Source organism: uncultured Thalassospira sp., assembly GCF_963976115.1.
In the GTDB taxonomy this organism is placed as follows: Bacteria; Pseudomonadota; Alphaproteobacteria; order Rhodospirillales; family Thalassospiraceae; genus Thalassospira.
The window spans coordinates 89,216-108,048 of sequence record NZ_CAXBJJ010000012.1 but is presented as its reverse complement, the minus strand read 5'-3'; the positions used below and the strand labels follow the sequence as shown (position 1 = coordinate 108,048).

General features: G+C 53.8%; 12 protein-coding genes. 7 read left to right on the top strand and 5 right to left on the bottom strand.

The window, feature by feature from the left end; translation table 11 throughout:
* Window positions 1-208: 208 nt before the first annotated feature.
* Window positions 209-2,563 carry an ATP-binding protein gene (locus AAC086_RS16655; protein ID WP_339780351.1) on the bottom strand — a complete coding sequence of 785 codons (2,355 nt, stop codon included), beginning with the start codon at window positions 2,561-2,563 and terminating at the stop codon, window positions 209-211.
* A 44-nt stretch (window positions 2,564-2,607) separates the two neighbouring features.
* Window positions 2,608-4,521 carry an ABC transporter substrate-binding protein gene (locus AAC086_RS16650; RefSeq protein WP_339780350.1) on the bottom strand — a complete coding sequence of 638 codons (1,914 nt, stop codon included), beginning with the start codon at window positions 4,519-4,521 and terminating at the stop codon, window positions 2,608-2,610.
* Window positions 4,522-4,883: 362 nt separating this feature from the next.
* Between AAC086_RS16650 and AAC086_RS16645 the strand changes: the two genes are divergently transcribed.
* The 3 genes from AAC086_RS16645 to AAC086_RS16635 all read left to right on the top strand — a co-directional run bounded on the left by AAC086_RS16645 (window position 4,884) and on the right by AAC086_RS16635 (window position 7,354).
* Entirely contained in the window at window positions 4,884-5,987 is a 1,104-nt protein-coding gene (locus AAC086_RS16645) for a hypothetical protein (RefSeq protein WP_339780348.1), read from the top strand.
* Window positions 5,988-6,148: 161 nt separating this feature from the next.
* Window positions 6,149-6,442, top strand: a complete 294-nt coding sequence (locus tag AAC086_RS16640; RefSeq protein WP_339780346.1) for a hypothetical protein — start codon at window positions 6,149-6,151, stop codon at window positions 6,440-6,442.
* Window positions 6,443-6,631: 189 nt separating this feature from the next.
* A complete protein-coding gene (locus AAC086_RS16635; RefSeq protein ID WP_339780344.1) occupies window positions 6,632-7,354 on the top strand; it encodes a hypothetical protein in 723 nt (240 codons plus the stop codon).
* On the opposite strand, the gene AAC086_RS16630 is transcribed toward AAC086_RS16635, so the two are convergent.
* From AAC086_RS16630 to AAC086_RS16620, 3 genes are all read right to left on the bottom strand, one after another.
* Complete coding sequence (locus tag AAC086_RS16630; protein WP_339780343.1) at window positions 7,321-8,118, bottom strand: Crp/Fnr family transcriptional regulator; 798 nt, start codon at window positions 8,116-8,118, stop codon at window positions 7,321-7,323. The genes AAC086_RS16635 and AAC086_RS16630 overlap by 34 nt on opposite strands.
* A gap of 192 nt (window positions 8,119-8,310) precedes the next feature.
* Window positions 8,311-8,991, bottom strand: a complete 681-nt coding sequence (locus AAC086_RS16625) for a response regulator transcription factor (protein ID WP_339780341.1) — start codon at window positions 8,989-8,991, stop codon at window positions 8,311-8,313.
* Between the two features lie 120 nt (window positions 8,992-9,111).
* Window positions 9,112-10,515 (bottom strand): cache domain-containing protein, encoded by a 1,404-nt coding sequence (locus AAC086_RS16620; protein WP_339780339.1) that lies wholly within the window; start codon window positions 10,513-10,515, stop codon window positions 9,112-9,114.
* A gap of 458 nt (window positions 10,516-10,973) precedes the next feature.
* Here AAC086_RS16620 and pyc point away from each other — a divergent pair, with 458 nt between their 5' ends.
* The 4 genes from pyc (at window position 10,974) to glcF (ending at window position 18,817) form a co-directional block, all read left to right on the top strand.
* The gene (gene pyc, locus AAC086_RS16615) at window positions 10,974-14,441 is read left to right on the top strand and encodes a pyruvate carboxylase (protein ID WP_339780337.1); all 3,468 of its coding nucleotides are present in this window, start codon (window positions 10,974-10,976) and stop codon (window positions 14,439-14,441) included.
* 13 nt (window positions 14,442-14,454) lie between these two features.
* Window positions 14,455-15,939 carry an FAD-linked oxidase C-terminal domain-containing protein gene (locus AAC086_RS16610; protein ID WP_339780418.1) on the top strand — a complete coding sequence of 495 codons (1,485 nt, stop codon included), beginning with the start codon at window positions 14,455-14,457 and terminating at the stop codon, window positions 15,937-15,939.
* A 94-nt stretch (window positions 15,940-16,033) separates the two neighbouring features.
* Window positions 16,034-17,341, top strand: coding sequence for an FAD-binding protein (locus AAC086_RS16605; protein ID WP_339780335.1), 1,308 nt, complete (start codon window positions 16,034-16,036; stop codon window positions 17,339-17,341).
* Window positions 17,342-18,817: a glycolate oxidase subunit GlcF gene (gene glcF, locus AAC086_RS16600; RefSeq protein ID WP_339780333.1), complete on the top strand. Its 1,476-nt coding sequence runs from the start codon at window positions 17,342-17,344 to the stop codon at window positions 18,815-18,817.
* The last annotated feature ends 16 nt before the right edge of the window (window positions 18,818-18,833 follow it).

Sequence of the window (18,833 nt, the reverse complement as noted above, 5' to 3'; positions counted from 1 at the left end):
GCCTTTTGCGCCGGATGCGCGATGCTATCGAAAGCGTGCATGCGCCAAACGGCATTTTCATCGTGTTACTAACATATATGTCTGTTTTGGCGAATTTGAAGTGATGGCTGTCACAAACCGATAGAAAAATATGAAACCCCAAAGAAAACGCCTCTGACGGGCAGGGGCGTTAAGAATTTTGACCGGTTTTTTGGCTTTGAGGTTCGCTTTAGGTGCGGCGGCGTTCTGCTTTTTGCACCAGGGCCTCATGTATTGCCTTTTGCAGTTGTGCCGGGCGGAATGGCTTTTTGACGAAAATGTATTCGCCGAGCATTTTTTCCATTTCCTGGCGGGTTCGCGCCGGGTATCCCGACATGAAAACAATGCTTAGATGTGGGTACTGACGCAAAGATTCAATCGCTAACTGCGTTCCACTTAGTCCTCTCATGACCACATCACTTAAGATAATATCGATCTTTTCGCCATCTTTCTGCTCGGCCAGAATTTTCAGGGCCTCGTCGGCATTCTGTGCGCAAATGGCGTTAAAACCGGCATCTTCGAGAATGATTTTTGCCGTTGTACGCAGGGATGGCTCATCGTCAACAATCAGAATACGTTCGCCATTGCCCGGGTGGTAGCTGATGGTGTCGATTTGCTGGGTGGTAACAGGGCCAGGTTCGCAGCGCGGTAGATAGATGGAAAAGGTTGTGCCTTCGCCTTCGACAGTCTGCACATCGATGCAACCGTTTGATTCCTCGACCCAGCTATGAACAATCGACAAGCCAAGCCCGGTGCCTTTGCCCGGTTCTTTGGTCGAATAGAACGGCTCGAATATATGGTCCAGAATTTCATCTGGGATGCCGGTTCCGGTATCCTGCACGGTAATGACCACATAATCGCCCGGTGCACAATCGGGGCTGGTGATTTCATCAAGCGGGTCGCGTTGATCTTCTTCGGGTATGATTTCTGAAGAGCAACTGATTTGAAGATTTCCGCCATTTGGCATAGCATCGCGGGCATTGATCGCCAGGTTAAGAATGCAGGCTGAAAGCTGGGTCGGGTCAACCCGTGTATAAAGGGCGGTTTCGCAGGTCCAAATATCCAGGGTTATTCGATGCTCCAGCAACGTGGTCAGCAATTTTTCCATATCAAGAACGGCATCGTTAACCTGAACAACGGTTGGCTGTTCGACCTTGCGACGCGAAAACATTAAAAGCTGGTCGGCAACGCTGGTGGCGCGTTCGCCAAGCGAAATAATGTGGCCGATATATTCCTTGACCCTCTCATGATCGTCGATCCGGGCGCGGGCAACTTCAGCAAAACTGAGGATACCCGCCAGGCAATTGTTAAACTCGTGGGCAACCCCCCCGGCCATCTGGCCGACAGCTTCAAGTTTCTGCGACGTGGCAAGCTGGCGTTGCAGGGCGTGCTGTTCCTCGGTTGCCTGATGTTGTGCGGTTACGTCGCTGCCCGTACCACGATAACCCTTGAAGACACCATCGAGATCAAAAACAGGGACACCATTGATGCGACCAAAATGATCTTCGCGGTCCTTGCCTTGCCACGAAAATTCAAAATTCTGAAAGGCAAGGTGGCTTTCAAGGCGGCTCATCAGCACGCCCCAGCTTTCGTGGTCGCGTGCGGTCAAACCCAATGTGTCAAATCGTTGTCCTTGCGGGGAGCCGTGCAGTTCCTCGATCAGCTGATAGAATTTGTATGATGCAAAGGTAATGCGCAGGTCCGGGCCCATTTCCCAATACCAGTCGGCCGAGGACAGGGTAAAGTCGCGGAAGCGTTCTTCGCTGTCGCGCAGGGCATCCTGTGCAATCTGGTGCTGGTTGGTGCGGCGTTCCAGGCTTTCGGCCATGGCATTCAGGCCGCGTTCAAGGGAACCGATTTCGTCCTGGCGGGCCGGGTGTAAACGGGCGCCAATTTTACCAAACTGAATATCGCTGACAAATTGTGCGACAACGGTCAGGCGGCGCAATACAGCCTGTTGCATCAGTAAAAAGATCAGGCCCGATGTCAGGAACAGGCACAATAAAGACCCGATCAGCAAAACCGACTGCATACGGTTCTGGCTTTCTTCAAGGCCGACGGTCGAGACCTTTAAATAAACAAACATGAACGGCTGTGTGGCATTCAGGCTGAAAAGCGGCGTAATGCTGATCATTTGCCGGCCGCTGTCGTCATGGATTGTAAAGAGTTTCGGTTCAACAACATCAGAGCCAAACCAGGACTGCGGGTATTTGTTGAGGTCGGCGATGTTGGCGCCGATCAGGGCCGGGTCCATTGAATGGTATATTGTACCGTCAAATCCTATGGCCATGGCATCAATCACATGGGGGCCAAGCAGGCGGCGCAATTGATCCTTGTCGCTGAGGATTGAAATTTTAAGCTGTTCTTCCTGGATCAAACGGCCAGGAGCACTGATTTGTTCTGCGGTGCGACGATCAATTTCTGCGCCGAAATACTGGATGTAATATCCACCAAACAGACCTAGAAAAATGGTTTCGACAATAACAATGGCAAAACCGATTTTGAACGCCAGGCTACCAAACAGCCGGTCGAACAGTTTTTTCAACTTACCCTCTACCCCTGATCCGGTCGTCTCCCGGCTGATGTCGATTACTTGTTCTCAATGTAATATTGCGCCGGATTTGTCGGTGCCGGTGTGGCAAAGCTCCAGGCGGCGGGCATTACCTTGGGAACGTTTTTGAAATTATTTGCGACAATTCCCTTGCGGTTTGGCGGAAGCGCGACACCCATAACATAAAACTGATCCGCACTGATGTCGAGAATTGCGCGCATGAGTTTGTTTTGTTGGCTGGCGTCCGCTGTCGTCTTTAACTGGTCATAAAGTGACAGTTGTTTTTGAACGATTGGCGGTGGCGCTTTTGCCATTTTGCTTGTGTGATCAAGGTACCAGGCCGCCCAGGCTGGCGCGTACCAGGAATCTTTCGAGATCGGCAAGTAGTTGATGGGAAACAGCATGGCGTCCAGGCCGCCATCACCGCCCCAGGCTGTGGCATCGAAATCATTGTCTTTGCGCTGTTCGTAAAACTGGTCGCGGGCAATATTGCGTGCGGTCACATTGATGCCCAGTTTCCGCCAGTACGAGACAACAGCATCCAGGATTTCAAACCGGTTGCTGCCAACGGTATCAATGTTGAAGCTGACCCGGTTGCCATTTGGCAGCAACAAAAAACCCTGGCTATCACGGTTGATCAACCCTGCTTTGGCAAAATAGTCCAGCGCCAGGTCGGGGTCATATGTAATATATTGGCGTGCCAGAACCGAATGAAATAGCGGGCTTTCGGGCCGGGGAGCTGCCTGATGGGGCAGGGCTGTTGGCATGAACTGGTCGATGATGGCGTCGCGGTCAAAGGCATAGGACAGGCCGACGCGAAAGTTTTTGTTCTGAAACAGCGTGCGCAAAACCGGGTCGCGATGGTTCAGGTTAAGTGACAGGGTCAGCTTGTTCATGTCACTTTCGATCAGTGTAAAAGACGACATGTCTTTGCGGCGCGCCAGAATTTCATCGGTGCTGGTGCTGATATGGCGTTCTTGCATGTTGATGCCGCCATCCATCGCCAGTTTGATGGCATCGGTTTTGTTCTCAACCAGTTTGAACGACACAGTATCGATATAGGGCAACTGGCGACCGGCCGGGTCGATTTTCCAGTAATACGGGTTCCGTTTGGCGATCAGCGGGTCCTGTTTGCCATACACCCCGGTGAGCAGCCACGCATTCAGGGTTGGCACGTCAGGATGGCGCCAGCGCGATGGGTCGTCAATTGTGCCAGGCTGGCCAAAGACATTGACGAAACGGTCCTGCCAATTGGCGAACCCCCGTTCTTGGGCCTCGGCATCGGCATCGGGGTTATATTTCGGCAGATATTTTTTAAGGTAATGCGCCGGGTATGAAATCGGTTCGACGGCTTCTGGTTGGGCCAAAAAGGTGGGGAACAGGCCATAGGGGGCGGCAAAATGGAATGTGACCGTATAATCGTCGATTTTTTCAACACGAACCGGCAGGCCACCGCAGGTCAGCCAGTCAGGGACGGTTGATGTCAGGGCCGGGTTTTGTAAAATATTTTCGTACCAGAACAAAATATCTTCGGCATTGAACGGTTCGCCATCGGACCAGCGCATGCCAGGGCGCAGGCGGAATGTAAAATCGGTGGCATTTTTGTTGGTCTGAAAAGACAATGCTACATTGGGAACCGTACCGGTCCATTGTGGGGTCCAGCGCAAAAGCGGCTCGTAACCAATGGTGCGGATAAACAAGGCATAGTCGCGTTTGGCCAGTTGTGCCATATCCCATGTGCCACCATAGTTGCCCAGGCTGTCCACGGGCGATACGATCATGGGGGTACGGGGCAACCGGTCTTCGACCGGTGGCAACTGGTTGTTTTTTACCAGGTCATCAAACAGGGGAGCCTGCCCGAATTCCGCTGCATGGCTGCTGTTCGCGGTGATCGCAAACGCAAGGACAACCGCGGTAATTACGGTGCAGGTCTGGAAAATATTTCGGGGCACGCAGGGCTCCACTGATTTATGCTTTGGTATTATAGCAAGCGGTACGTATCGTGTCCGCTATCCATAGGTGGTGAATAGAGAAAAATTGAGCCAAGGTAAAGATTTGATAGCGTTTATTTGATTATCCTCACGAAAAATTCATGACAATAGCTTTGGGCAGTATTTGTTTACGGTGGTTTCATTCATGATGCTGAACTGGCATCGACATTGCGGGATAAGTATAGATGATAGATTACAATGGTATGATAAATAAGCAATTCTGCATCTTTGATCCAAATTATATTTCACTACAGAAAAAATTCGCCAGCAGGTTGTCCCCTCTGGAAGATCGGCTTTCAACCTTGCAAGAGCAGGGCAACAGCATGGCCGCATCAGACCAAAGGATGATCGAGTGCAAGTGGCTTTTGCAATACACGGCGGACTGGAATTCGCTTCAGGAGGCTATCGGTAAGCTTGCCGAGTCGCTAAAAGACACAAATCAGGACTGGGCTGAGGAACAATCATCGATTGATGGGTCCTGGGGGCCTTGCTATACGCAATGGTTCCTGAAGGTTGATGCGATGATTGATGCGGTCAATGAACTGGCGGACCAGGGCGAGGCACCGCAATATCCGTTCGATTTTCTGGCACCGATTGCCACCATCGAGGGGATGCAGAACTGGTTGAATGATCAGCGCACCTCGAAAATTTGTGTCGATGGCATTGATCGCCGTGATGCGCTGGGGGCCGTGAGTGCGGCCTTGTCGGAAATGTGCTTCAAAAGCGAAATCCGTGATTATTTCCGCCAATATGTCAAAGGCTTCGATCTTAGCGATGATTATATCGCAGCTTATAAAATCTGGCTTGAAGCCTGGCAGGACCCGGAAACCGGTTATTGGGGGGCGTGGTTTGAGCAGGAAGACGGGCCGATTGTCAAAAGCACGGATCTGAGCCTGAGCTTTCACAATATTTCCTATCAGCACGGCAAAGTTGCCTATTGGCCAGAAATATTCGCCACCACATTGTCGTTGCGCGATGGCACCTATCCTTATGGATGGAAACACAATGGAGATTTTAACAACCACAATAATTATGATGTTGCCAAGATTTTCGCCGAAGGCTGGTCCAGTGTCGATGATGCGGCACACCGGCAGGCCAGCGACGACCTGTCGACCCTGCTTGATTGGTGCCTGAATGTCTCCATGACGCAGGATGGCGGTTTTATTGACGATGACAGCTTTTATAATTCGGTTGGCGCTGCCTATTATTACGGTGTGTCGTTCCTTGACGAGATTGGCTATTTCGACCCGTCAAAATGTTTCTGGACCGACGAAACCTTCCCCGAAGGTTCGGCCTTGTGCTGCAAAATCCAGAAAAACATCAAATCCCATGATCTTGATGATGACGAAGCCGATGCCGCAATGGAAAAGCTGGTCGATGCATGTGGCGATTGCAGCAAAAGCAACAAGCGCCGCACTGTCCATTAAGGCATAGGGCAAACGCGCCAATCACGTTGCCGCGGGCTTGATATTGGCAGGGCAGGGGGCAAACATCTCTCTGCCTGTTTGCCTTTATGCCAAAAGCGGGGCATCGTCAGCATGATCGAGATTTAACTTGTTTGCGACGGGGATCGGATCAACACTTCATTATGAACCCTGAAGACACCAATATTCCGGCCATGCCGATGGCAAGTAAACCTGCGCCACCCTTGCCGCGTCAGTTGCCAGGGCGTGCGCCGCAATTAACGTCTAATCGGGGTGCCAGCAATGCTGTGGCCGCAACCGGGATGCCTCATGCACTGCAAAATGATGTGACCCTGGCCCTGGACGGGGTTGAAGGGCGGATCGCGCAAAACCTGATGCATCGCACCAGTGCACTGGTTGATACCGAACCCGACCGGGCATTGGCCGTGCTGCGGCGCTGGTTGCATGAACCATCGTGAGGGTGCCCGATGTCTTCCCTGTTTAAATTGCGACCCCATATTAACCCCGTTGATGTCGCATCAAAGCTGTCGGTATGAAGGTGGGGCAGGTTTAAATTGGCGGGTAATTTGACGGGTTTTTGGGGGCCGCTTTTGCCACTGTGTTATGGGCGTTTTCGGGTGAAGTTCCTGTCGGGTCCATGTCGATGCTTGCGCCGTGCCCGTGCGGTGCTGGCGGTTTTCGCTGCGACCTGTGTGCTTGTTGGCACCTCGGCGCTGGCGATAAACCCGGCACAGGCGGCGGTTTGCCCTGCGGTTAATCCCCCGGAAATCACGTTTGATTTTATTCCCAAATCCCCGCAACTTGATCGCAACCGGTCGGTTAAATGGCTAAACCACAAGGCGGCGTCGCATAATTCGGGCTGGTTTGTCACCGGGCTTACCCGTTATGCCATGCAGGCAAAATTTGAAATGCGGATTGAACCGATTGCCCTTGGGGACGGCAGTTATTGTTTGTTGCCAGCCCTTATTCACCCCACCGTCACAGTCAGCGAACATTTGGTTTACATTGCCAGCGAATTGCCCCGGGGAAGTTGTGAATATAACGTTGTTTATGCCCATGAAGGCCAGCATGTGGCGATCAACCAACATATGGAACTTGATATTCGCAATGCCTTGCCAAAATTTTTAGACGCAGTAACAAGCGATTTTTCGCAAATGCAGCCCCTGTCGCCCCGGCTGGCGGCATCGCGCATTCGTAATTTTCTGTCGAAATATGGCCGCGATTTCAAATTGTTGCTGGCGAAAATAGACAGAAATCGCCAACTCGATCATGGCAAGATCGATACCGCCGCTGAATATGACCGGTTGTCTCATGCCTGCGGGCCAAACTCTGCCTTTCAAACAACGTTGCCTGCCGCCATGCGCAAATAATGAGCAGGTTTGTTGGTGTCAGCCTTCGTCTCTGGTCGCCAGGCGGCACAATCCTCAATCCCGGCCAACAAACGCATGTTGCCGACATTCATGGAAAATTCGTGCCGGGAATAGGTGGTCAGCAAGCCCTGGCGGCGAAAATCGGCAATAACGCGGCTGGCCGTTTCGGTGGTGATGCCCAGCATGGCACCAATATCCTCGCGACCGGGCAAAAGGCATGCCGGTTCGTTGCCATTATCATCATCGACCAGAAACAGGCACAAACGTGCCATCCGTTCCCGGGCCGATCCGGTACACATCCGGGTTAACCAGTAATCGGAATCCATTACCGTTTGATGCCAGCGGGTTAGGATTTGTTTGTGCAGGCGCGGGCTTTCGCGGTCCAGCTTTTCCACCACCGAAACCGGAATGCGGCACAAAACACTGTGCTGCAGGGCTTCGGCATTATGGGCAAAGCTGCCTGCCACCAGGGCTTCAAGGCCCATGGTGCCACCAGCGCGCACCAGACGAACGACCCTTTGCGACCCGTCAATCATATAATGCGTCATTTTTATCAGGCCCGAGCGGAGCGTATAAATGTAGTTTGCCGTATCGCCCGTGTGATACAAAACTTCGCCCTTGCCAAGTTTAACCTCGTCAACGGGCTGATGAACCAGCTTGAAATCCTCGGCGGTCATGTCCGTAAACAGGGCGAGTTGCCGCACACCACAGCTTTTGCACTGCACCATGTCCGGTTTGGGTTTGTTAAAAGCGGTTAGTGACACAGGCACCTCCTTGTTATGAAAAATCAGCCGGGTTTTGCGTCTCACCCGGTGGTTTCATAAAGCTCGAATTTGAACAATGACAATCTTCTATATGATTTAGAATTTGCAAAACCGATTTCAATCGCCGGTTTTTATAAACTGTTTCCTTTCGCACAGATCATACCGAACCAGGACCACAAAGCACGGTCGATGTTACCCAGCCGTACTGGCCAGCGTAACCAGACCTTTTTCAATGGCATAGCGAACCAGACCAGCCGAACTGTCGATGCCCAGTTTGCGTTTGATGTTGCGGCGATGGGTTTCAACCGTCCGAACGCTGATGTCGAGTTCGCGGGCAACATGCTTGTTGCTGGCACCTTGGGCCAAAAGCCGTAAAACCGTCCGTTCGCGCGTGGTTAATGGCATACCGTCATCGTTTGAATCTGAGGTGCTATCGATCCTGTCAAAGGACGGGCTATAGGCTTCACCGCCTGCAGCAATGGATTCGAGTGCTTTAACCATATCGTTTGATGACACGTCTTTAAGGATAAAGCCGCGCACACCCGCCTGTTTGGCCGTGCGCAAATATTCCGGGTTTTCATGCATGCTCAGCATGATGACCTTGATGCCAGGCAGGGTCTCGCGGAATTTTTCGGCGGCTTCAAGGCCGTTCATCACCGGCATTGATATGTCCATCAAGACGATATCGGGTTTCAAATTTTCGGCCAGATCAAGAGCTTGCTGCCCGTTGCAGGCTTCGCCGACAATAGCGATATGGGCATAACATTCCAGGCGTGAACGGATGCCATCCATCACAAGGGCATGATCATCGCACAGCAGGATACGGATCGGGCGATCCGAAGAAAAAACAATAGCTTCACTGGTTATCGTCATCGTTGTCGTCGGTCCCTGTCGGTATGATCTGGCGGCTTTGCGGGGCAAAAGCCGCCGGGAAAAGGCGAAATGGGCACGAAAAGGCTGGTGGCACAGCCGGGAAATATCGGTTTGCGGTCATTATGCTTTCAAGGCCGGGGGCAGGGGCGGTGTGCCCGGTGTTACGGGGACATAGGCGGTAATGGTGGTGCCGTCGTCCCGTTCCGAGGTAACACTTAATCCACCGCCGTGAAATTCCATTCGTTCGCGCATATTGCGCAATCCGATCCCGGCGCGTGGATCGCGATTGCGAATATAGCTTTTGGTTTCAAAACCGATACCGTTATCCGCAACCGTCATGACAACAGTGCTGCCATTGCGGCGAATGCGCACACTGACATGGGTGGCATCGGCGTGGCGTTCGATGTTGGTCAGGCTTTCTTGTAACACACGATAAAGTGTTGTTTTCTTTGCCGGTGTCAGGGCGTTTTCAACCGGGTCGCATTTCACGCCAATCTGCATCCCCGACCGGTCCTGCAATTCGCTGCACATGCTTTCGATGGCGGGTTTAAGCCCCAGGTCATCAAGCACAGCCGGGCGCAGGTCGCGCGAAATACGCCGAACTTCCTGTATCGCATCCTGTAACCGTTTTGCCGCTTTTTCAATGGGTATGGCAGCATCGCTTTTATTTTGCGCCATGCGGTCGCTGGCCAGTTCCACCGAATATTTTACCGAAACCAGTATCTGGCTGATGCCATCATGTAATTCGCGCGAAACCCGCAGGCGTTCTTCTTCCTGCACATCGACCACCCGGTGGGCCAGTTCCTTTAGTTTGGCATCGGCCAGCTTGCGTTCCGAAAGGGTCACCACCGTGCCCGATATCCCCACCAGCAACACCGCAAGTATCGTTATACCGATAATGGAAATGGTGGTTTCACGAATATGGGCGGCCACCTCGGTTTCAATTTCGGTAACTTGCTGGGAAATATCATCAATATAAATCCCGGTGCCAATCATCCAGCCCCATTTATCGAGCATCAGCGAATAGCCGATTTTTTCCGCCGGTAGCCCGGTCGAGGGTTTGTTCCAGATGAAATGTAAAAAATCGCCACCGTTTTCGGCATTCTGGATCAAGGCCTGAATAACCAAATTGCCGTTCAGATCGCGCAGGTTCCAGTATGTTCTGCCCACGCGCCAGGGTTCGGGCGGGTCCACCAGGGCGGTGCCATCGCGGTCATAAATGAAAAAATACCCGTCTTTGCCATAGGACATGTCATGAATGATCGCCTTGACCCGTTCCTTCGATACCGCATCTAGCGGACTTGCCACCGAATAGATGTGATTGATCGACACCATCGCCAGTTGAAGATAGCTTTTAAGTTCTTCCTTGCGGGCTTCGACAATGTTGCGTTCAAACGTGCGCGTTTCGGCCTTTGCCAGCCGTTCGGCCTGGGCGAAAACCAGCCCGGAAATCGCACTTGCCGCCAGCAACAGCGGCAATATCGACAGCAACAGAAATTTCAGGCGCAAATTCAGTTTGGGCATGGTCCGGCGGTCTTTAACTTCAAGAAAAAGAGATTGGCTCCCCAAAAGCGGGCCGACCATAGCATAAAACAAGCGTCTGTCTGCGTTTGATCGCGAAAAAACGTAACGGAATGATCACTATTTTACCTGTTTTCTAAGAAAGTTGTTTTCACATCGTGGAAAGATTGTAGCGGCTCAAATGCAAAATTGGTATTACCAGTTGAAATAACTATTTTGACAGAGGCCGGGCATTGGGCATATATCAAAAGCGTCGCCTGCCCACCAGGCGCCAGGAACTTCGGGTATATTATTCGCGTTTAACGCGTGTTCATATCTGCATGCGTCACCCAGGATACGGTGTTGTCGGCTTTCCGCACCGCAACACGCTACAGGACCGTATTGTGACGTTTCTCTTGGCTTTCGGCAGGGGCGTTCAGGGCCGCTTTTGCCATTCATATCTGGTAGGAGTCCGGTCGTAAATGTCACGTCCAGCACCCAAGAAAATCCGTAAGCTTCTGGTTGCCAATCGCGGTGAAATTGCGATTCGCGTTTTGCGTGCCGCCAACGAGCTTGGCATCCGCACGGTAGCGATTTTTTCTGATGAAGACCGTTTTGCCCTGCATCGGTTCAAAGCCGATGAATCCTACGGGGTTGGCAAGGGCAACAAACCCATTCGCGCCTATCTTGATATCGAGGATATTTTGCGCGTTGCCCGCGATGCCGGGGTTGATGCCATTCATCCCGGTTATGGTTTTTTGTCGGAAAACCCAGACTTTGCCGATGCCTGTACCGACGCGGGCATCACCTTTATCGGCCCTGATTCCGACGTAATGCGATCTCTGGGCAACAAGGTTTCGGCGCGCAACATGGCCGAGGCCGCCGGGGTGCCGGTGATGCCGGCATCCGCAGCCTTGCCCGATGACATCGACGAAGTGGCTAAAATCGCCAGGCAGGTCGGGTATCCGATCATGCTTAAGGCCAGTTGGGGCGGTGGCGGCCGTGGCATGCGCGTGATCGAAAATGGCAAGGACCTGGCAAAACAGGTGCTGGCCGCCAAACGCGAAGCCGAGGCCGCCTTTGGCAATGGCGAAATTTATTTTGAAAAGCTGATCCGCCGTGCCCGCCATGTGGAAGTCCAGATGCTGGGCGATACCCACGGGACCCTGGTGCATTTGTTTGAACGTGATTGTTCCGTGCAGCGTCGCAACCAGAAAGTGGTTGAACGCGCCCCGGCTCCTTATTTAAGTGAGGACCAACGCACGGAGCTGTGCGAGGCCGCCATGCGCCTGGGCAAGGCGGCAAATTACGTCAATGCCGGTACGGTCGAGTTTTTGATGGATGTCGATACATCCAAATTTTACTTTATCGAGGTTAACCCCCGCATTCAGGTTGAACATACGGTGACCGAATGTGTGACTGGGCTGGATCTGGTCAAGGCGCAAATTCTGATTGCGCAGGGCGGGCGCATTGGTTTCCCGTCGGAAACCGGGATTCCGTGGCAGGATAAAATCAAACTGCGCGATCATGCCCTGCAATGCCGCATCACCACCGAAAACCCCGAAAACAACTTTGTTCCCGACTATGGCCGGATCAAGGTGTATCGCGGGGCCAATGGTTTTGGCATTCGTCTTGATGGCGGTACCGCTTATTCCGGTGCGGTGATTACCCCGTTTTATGACTCGATGCTGGAAAAGGTTACCGCCTGGGGCAGTTCCCCGCGTGAAGCGGTGGACCGGATGGACCGGGCGTTGCGCGAATTTCGTATTCGCGGGGTCACCACCAACCTGGCATTTCTTGAAAACCTGATCAATCACCCCAAATTCCGCGCCGGGGATTACACCACCCGCTTTATCGATGAAACGCCGGAGCTGTTTAAGTTTGCCCGCCGCCGTGACCGCGCCACACGCCTGTTGCGCTTTATTGGTGAGGTAAGCGTTAACGGCAATCCCGAGGTGGCAGGGCGTGCCGAACCTGCCAATTTTAACCCGCCGGTGATGCCAAAATCGATTGATCTCAAGGAAATCCGCCCTGGCACCAAACAAAAGCTGGACCAACTGGGGCCAGAGGGTTTTTCGCGCTGGATGAAAGACCAAAAGCGCGTTTTGATGACCGATACCACCATGCGCGATGCCCATCAGTCGTTGATCGCAACGCGGATGCGGACCTTCGATATGTTGAAAATCGCGCCTTATTATGCGCACGGCCTGTCGGACCTGTTTTCGATTGAATGCTGGGGCGGGGCGACCTTTGACGTTGCCATGCGGTTTTTGAAAGAAGACCCGTGGGACCGGCTGGTTAAACTGCGCGAAGCCGTGCCCAATATTCTGACCCAGATGTTGCTGCGTGCCTCGAATGCGGTGGGATACACCAACTACCCTGATAACGCGGTGGACTATTTTGTCAAGCAAGCCGCCGAACATGGCATGGATGTTTTCCGGGTGTTTGATTCCCTTAACTGGGTTGAAAACATGAAGGTGGCGATGGATTCTGTTCTTCGTACCGGCAAGTTGTGCGAAGGGGCCATTTGTTATACCGGCGATATTTTCGACAAGGACCGGTCGAAATATAACCTGGATTATTATGTCGAAATGGCCCGCGAACTGGAAAAATCCGGTGCGCATATTCTGGGCCTTAAAGACATGGCCGGTTTGCTGCGCCCTGCGGCGGCAACCACCTTGTTTCAGGCGTTAAAAGACACGGTGAATATTCCGATTCATTTCCACACCCATGATACCAGCGGTATTTCAGCCGCCACCGTGATGGCGGCGATTGATGCCGGGGTGGATGCGGTGGATGGCGCGCTTGATTCGATGTCAGGTCTGACATCGCAGCCCAACCTTGGCTCTATCGCCCAGGCTTATCGTGGTCTGGAACGCGATCCGGGGTTAAACCCCGAAGCCCTGCGCGAAGTTTCCACCTATTGGGAACAGGTCCGTCGGTATTATACCGGCTTTGAAAGCGACATTCGCAGTGGCACATCGGACGTTTATGTTCATGAAATGCCGGGCGGCCAATATACCAATCTACGCCATCAGGCCCGTGCCGTCGGGCTGGAGGAACGCTGGTCAGAAGTCTCCAAGGCCTATGCTCATGTCAATAAAATGTTCGGCGACATCGTCAAGGTGACGCCGAGTTCCAAGGTGGTCGGCGATATGGCCCTGATGATGGTGACATCAGGCCTGACCGAGAACGATGTGCTGGACCCGAAAAAGGACATTGCCTTTCCCGATAGTGTGATTTCGTTCTTCCGGGGTGAAATTGGTCAGCCGGTGGGCGGGTTTCCGCCAGCCTTGCAGCGCAAGGTGCTTAAAGGCGGCGAAGCGTTAAGCGACCGCCCTGGCAAGCATATGAAGCCGATTGACTTTGTCGCCACCAAGGCCGAGATCGAAAAGAAAACCCATCGCAATACCAGTGATGCCGAGGTCGCATCCTATGTGATGTATCCCAAGGTATTTCTGGAATATGCCGAACATCGCAGTCACAACGCCGATGTCTCGATTTTGCCAACGCCGGTCTTTTTCTATGGCATGAATCAGGGCGAGGAAATTTCGGTTGATATCGAAAAGGGCAAAACTCTTGTCATTCGCTATCTGGCCACATCGGAATTTGGCGATGATGAAGGCCAGCGCACGGTCTTTTTCGAACTGAACGGCCAACCGCGTACCGTAAAGGTTGCCGATAACAAGCTGGCGGTTTCGGGCAAGTCCCGGCCCAAGGCCGAAGATGGCAATCCGATGCATGTGGCAGCGCCAATGCCGGGCCTTGTGGTTGAGGTTTCGGTGGTCGAAGGCCAGAAAATCAAGGCGGGCGATGTGATTTGCGCGCTTGAAGCCATGAAAATGGAAACAGCGGTGCATGCCGAAAAAGACGGGACGGTGGCGAAAATCCACGCCCCGGCAGGCACCCAGGTGGACAGCAAGGATTTGCTGGTAGAATTGACGGAGTAACCTGATGTTAAAAATGCCTGAGCCGGACCTCTCTGTTCTTGCCCGGCGCACGGAAATCATTGCAGCGATGCGGGCCATAGTGCCCGCATCCGGTGCGGTCATTGCCGAGGAAGATGCGCTCAGGCCTTATGAATGCGACGGGCTTATGGCCTATCGCCAATTGCCGATGATTGTGGTGTTGCCCGAAAATACGGCGCAAATTGCCGCGATTTTAAAATATTGCCAGCAAAACAAAATACGGGTGGTGCCGCGCGGGGCGGGCACCGGCCTGTCGGGCGGGGCGTTGCCCATGGCCGATGCCATTACCATCAGCATGATGAAATTTAACCGCGTGCTCGATATTGACTGGGACAACCGCGCCTGCGTGGTGCAGCCCGGTGTGACCAATCTGGGTATTACCCGGGCGGTGGAGCATCGCGGGTTTTATTACGCGCCCGATCCCTCCAGTCAGATCGCCTGTTCGATAGGCGGTAACATTGCCGAAAATTCCGGCGGGGTGCATTGCCTTAAATATGGTCTGACCACCAATAATGTGCTGGGCCTGGAAATGGTCACCATCGAGGGCGATATTTTGCGCCTTGGCGGCAAGGCCCTTGATAGTGCCGGTTATGATTTGATGGGGGTGATTACCGGGTCGGAAGGGTTGTTGGGCATTGTTACCGAAATAACCGTGCGAATATTGCGTAAGCCTGAAACGGCGCGCGCCATGTTGTTAGGCTTCCCCGATAATCAGGCGGGCGGCGATTGTGTTGCCAAAATTATTGCCAACGGCATTATTCCCGGTGGGCTGGAAATGATGGATGCCCCGGCCATTCGCGCGACCGAGGATTTTGTCCATGCGGGCTATCCGCTAGATGTTGAATCGCTGTTGCTTGTCGAGCTGGACGGCCCGGCGATTGAGGTTGACCATTTGATTGAACGGGTCGGCGACATTGCCCGCCAGTGCGGTGCGGTCTATTCGCGCATTTCCGAAACCGAAGAAGAACGTGCCCTGTTTTGGTCGGGGCGGAAAAATGCCTTCCCGGCGATTGGCCGTATTTCACCCGATTATATTTGCATGGATGGCACCATTCCGCGCGGGCGCTTGTCCGATGTTCTGACCGGGATGCAGGTGTTTTCGCAACGTCACGGCCTTCGGGTTGCCAATGTTTTTCATGCCGGGGATGGTAATTTGCATCCGCTGATCATGTTTGATGCCAACCAACCGGGCGAACTTGAACGAGCCGAAGCCTTTGGTGCCGATATTTTAAAACTCTGCGTCGAGGTGGGCGGCTGCCTGTCGGGGGAACATGGCATTGGCATTGAAAAGCGCGATTTGATGCCCGAAATGTTCACCGAAGACGACATGAAACATCAGGAACGGCTGAAGCTGGCCTTCGACGAAGACCAGTTGTTAAATCCCGGCAAGGTTTTTCCGGTGTTGCATGGTTGTGGCGAGTTAAAAACCCTGCACGCGCGCACGGTTGCCGATAAATTTCCCGACATTCCGCGATTTTAACCGGCAAAAAGCCGGATCACTAACCAAAAAACCGCAAGACGTTGTGCCGCACCCCCGCAAAGACCGGCCCAACGAAGCAGGAGAGGAAACCGCCATGGCGGAAATGATAACCCCAACCACCCCGGCACAGTTGCGCGATGCCATTTTATGGGCTTTGGGCGACAAGGTGGCGCTGGAAATTATCGGGCATGGCAGCAAACGGGCCTATGGCCATGATGTGCGTGCCCGCCATGTGCTTGATCTGTCGAAATTGACCGGCATTTTGTTTTATCAGCCCGAAGAACTGGTGATTTCGGCCCATGCGGGCACGCCGCTTGCCGAGATCACCGCGCTTTTGGCGCAAAAACATCAACAGTTCCAGTTTGAACCGGGTGACTTTCCGCTGTTGTTGGGCGGTGGTGATACCATTGGTGTGGCGGGGGATGGCCCGCTTGGGACGCTGGGCGGGCTGGTGGCAACCAACATTTCCGGGCCACGCCGGTTAAAATCGGGTGCGGCGCGCGACCATGTTTTGGGGTTCGAAGCTGTTAGTGGCCGGGGCGAAGATTTTAAATCCGGCGGGCGGGTGATGAAAAACGTTACCGGGTTTGATTTGTCCAAATTAATGGCCGGGTCGTTTGGCACATTGGGCGTGATGCATACCCTGACGTTAAAAGCCATGCCGGTGCCGGAAAAAACCCGAACCGTGATTGTGCCCTGTGACGATGCAAAGATCGCCGTGCAAGCCATGACCGCCGCGATGGGCAGTGAAAACGAGGTTTCGGGTGCGGCATGGGCGCCGACCTCGATATTGGCAGATAGTTCGGCAGAGATGGCTGCGTTGGGTGATGCAAGTCCGGCAACCGCGATGGTTTTTCTGCGGGTCGAGGGACCAGAGCAATCGGTTGACTGGCGGGCGGCGGCCCTGTGCCGGTTGCTGGCCGATATTGGTGCTGCAACGGTGGTGCAAACAGCCGAAAGTCTGGCGTTGTGGCGATCCATCGCCGATGTAAAACCGATGCAAGGGCAGGGTGGGGTTTTATGGCGCCTGTCGGTGCCGCCCGCATCCGGCGGGGCCGTGGTGCAGGCGTTACGCCAAACCGGCGATACCGACATTATGCTTGATTGGGCCGGGGGGCTTGTCTGGGCGCAATTTGCCGCCGGGGATGCCAGCGGGGAAATTGAACAGGCAGGCAAAATCCGCCAGATTGCGGTGAATGCAGGCGGGCAGGCGTGTCTGGTCCGGGCATCGTCGGAACTACGTCGCGAAATTCCGGTTTTTCAGCCACTTTCGCCGGAAATTAACCGGATAAATCGTAAAATATCGGAAAATTTTGATCCGTATGGCATTTTAAACCCGGGGCGCATGGCCCCACAGCGGCAGGCAGATGCCGCACAATCAGACCAAAGGGTGGGGGCGTAAATGCAAACAGGTTTTAGTACCCGGCAGCTTGCCGACCCGATGATGGCGCAATCCGAGCAGATTTTGCGCAAATGCGTGCATTGCGGGTTTTGCACCGCCACCTGCCCGACATTTGTGACCCTGGGCGATGAACTTGATAGCCCGCGTGGCCGCATTTACCTGATCAAGGACATGCTGGAAAACGACAAACCGGCCACGGAACGGGTGGTGCGCCATATTGACCGGTGTTTATCGTGTCTGTCTTGCGCCACGACCTGCCCGTCCGGGGTCGATTACATGCATTTGATCGACCATGCCCGCGCCCATATTGAAAAAACATATCAGCGCCCGATGGCCGATAAATGGTTGCGTAAAATACTGGCATGGATTGTGCCGCGCCCAACCCTGTTTCGTACCGCCCTGGGGCTTGCAAAACTGGCGGCCCCGTTTGCCGGGCTGATGCCGGGGCGGTTACGCGGCATGGTAAAAATGGGCGCACGCCCGTTGCCCCCGCCCAGTTGGGTGGACAAACCCCAGGTCATTCCGGCGCAAGGGGCGCGCAAGGGGCGGGTAGCCATTTTGACCGGCTGTGCCCAGCAGGTTTTGGAAACCGAAATTAACGAGGCCACGGCCCGGTTGCTGACCCGGTTGGGTATTGAAATTGTTGTGGCCAAGGGGGCCGGGTGTTGTGGCTCGCTAGTGCATCATATGGGCAAGGAAGAGGCATCGCACGCCCAGGCGATGAACAATATTGCTGCCTGGTATCCTGAACTGTCCGATGCCGGCGGCGAGGGGCTGGACGCGATTGTGATTACTGCGTCGGGCTGTGGCACCACGGTAAAGGATTACGGTCACATGCTGGCCCATAATCCGACCTGGGCGCAAAAAGCCGCCCGTATTTCCAGCCTGGCGTGCGACATTACCGAATATCTGGCGAAAATTGATCTGCCGGGTAACCTTGTGCAGCCGGTTGGCCTGCCTTCGGCAAGATCGGGGCAAAATGTAACCCCCGATCTCGTACGTGAGCGCGGTGCTGCAAATTTGGCATCGGTATTATCACCGTCGTCGCCGGTCCCGGCATCTGTTTCAGAACATGCGGCAGGTGTTATACGGAATGATGCCGTCGCGCCAGGTCGTGCGCCGGTTGCAATAAGGGTGGCTTATCATTCCGCGTGTTCGATGCAGCATGGGCAAAAAATTACTCACCCCCCGCGCGACTTGCTGCGTAAGGCCGGGTTTGAGGTTCTTGAAATTGGCGAAGGTCATTTATGTTGCGGGTCTGCCGGGGTTTATAACCTGTTGCAGCCCGAAATTGCCGGGCAGTTAAAGGAACGCAAACAGGCCAATATCCGCAATACCCGGCCCGATGTGGTGGCAACGGGCAATATTGGCTGCATGGTGCAGCTTGAAGCCGATGATCTGAAAGTGGTGCACACCGTGCAATTGCTGGACTGGGCAACAGGTGGGCCATGCCCGCAAAAGCTAAGACAGGGATAACCGGGGCGAAACGCGT

Excerpts from the sequence above, each read along its gene's own strand:
- AAC086_RS16645 (WP_339780348.1), top strand. The coding sequence starts at position 4,884 with ATGGCCGCATCAGACCAAAGGATGATCGAGTGCAAGTGGCTTTTGCAA.
- AAC086_RS16640 (WP_339780346.1), top strand. The coding sequence starts at position 6,149 with ATGAACCCTGAAGACACCAATATTCCGGCCATGCCGATGGCAAGTAAA.
- AAC086_RS16625 (WP_339780341.1), bottom strand. The coding sequence starts at position 8,991 with ATGACGATAACCAGTGAAGCTATTGTTTTTTCTTCGGATCGCCCGATC.
- AAC086_RS16620 (WP_339780339.1), bottom strand. The coding sequence starts at position 10,515 with ATGCCCAAACTGAATTTGCGCCTGAAATTTCTGTTGCTGTCGATATTG.
- pyc (WP_339780337.1), top strand. The coding sequence starts at position 10,974 with ATGTCACGTCCAGCACCCAAGAAAATCCGTAAGCTTCTGGTTGCCAAT.
- AAC086_RS16610 (WP_339780418.1), top strand. The coding sequence starts at position 14,455 with ATGCCTGAGCCGGACCTCTCTGTTCTTGCCCGGCGCACGGAAATCATT.
- AAC086_RS16605 (WP_339780335.1), top strand. The coding sequence starts at position 16,034 with ATGGCGGAAATGATAACCCCAACCACCCCGGCACAGTTGCGCGATGCC.
- glcF (WP_339780333.1), top strand. The coding sequence starts at position 17,342 with ATGCAAACAGGTTTTAGTACCCGGCAGCTTGCCGACCCGATGATGGCG.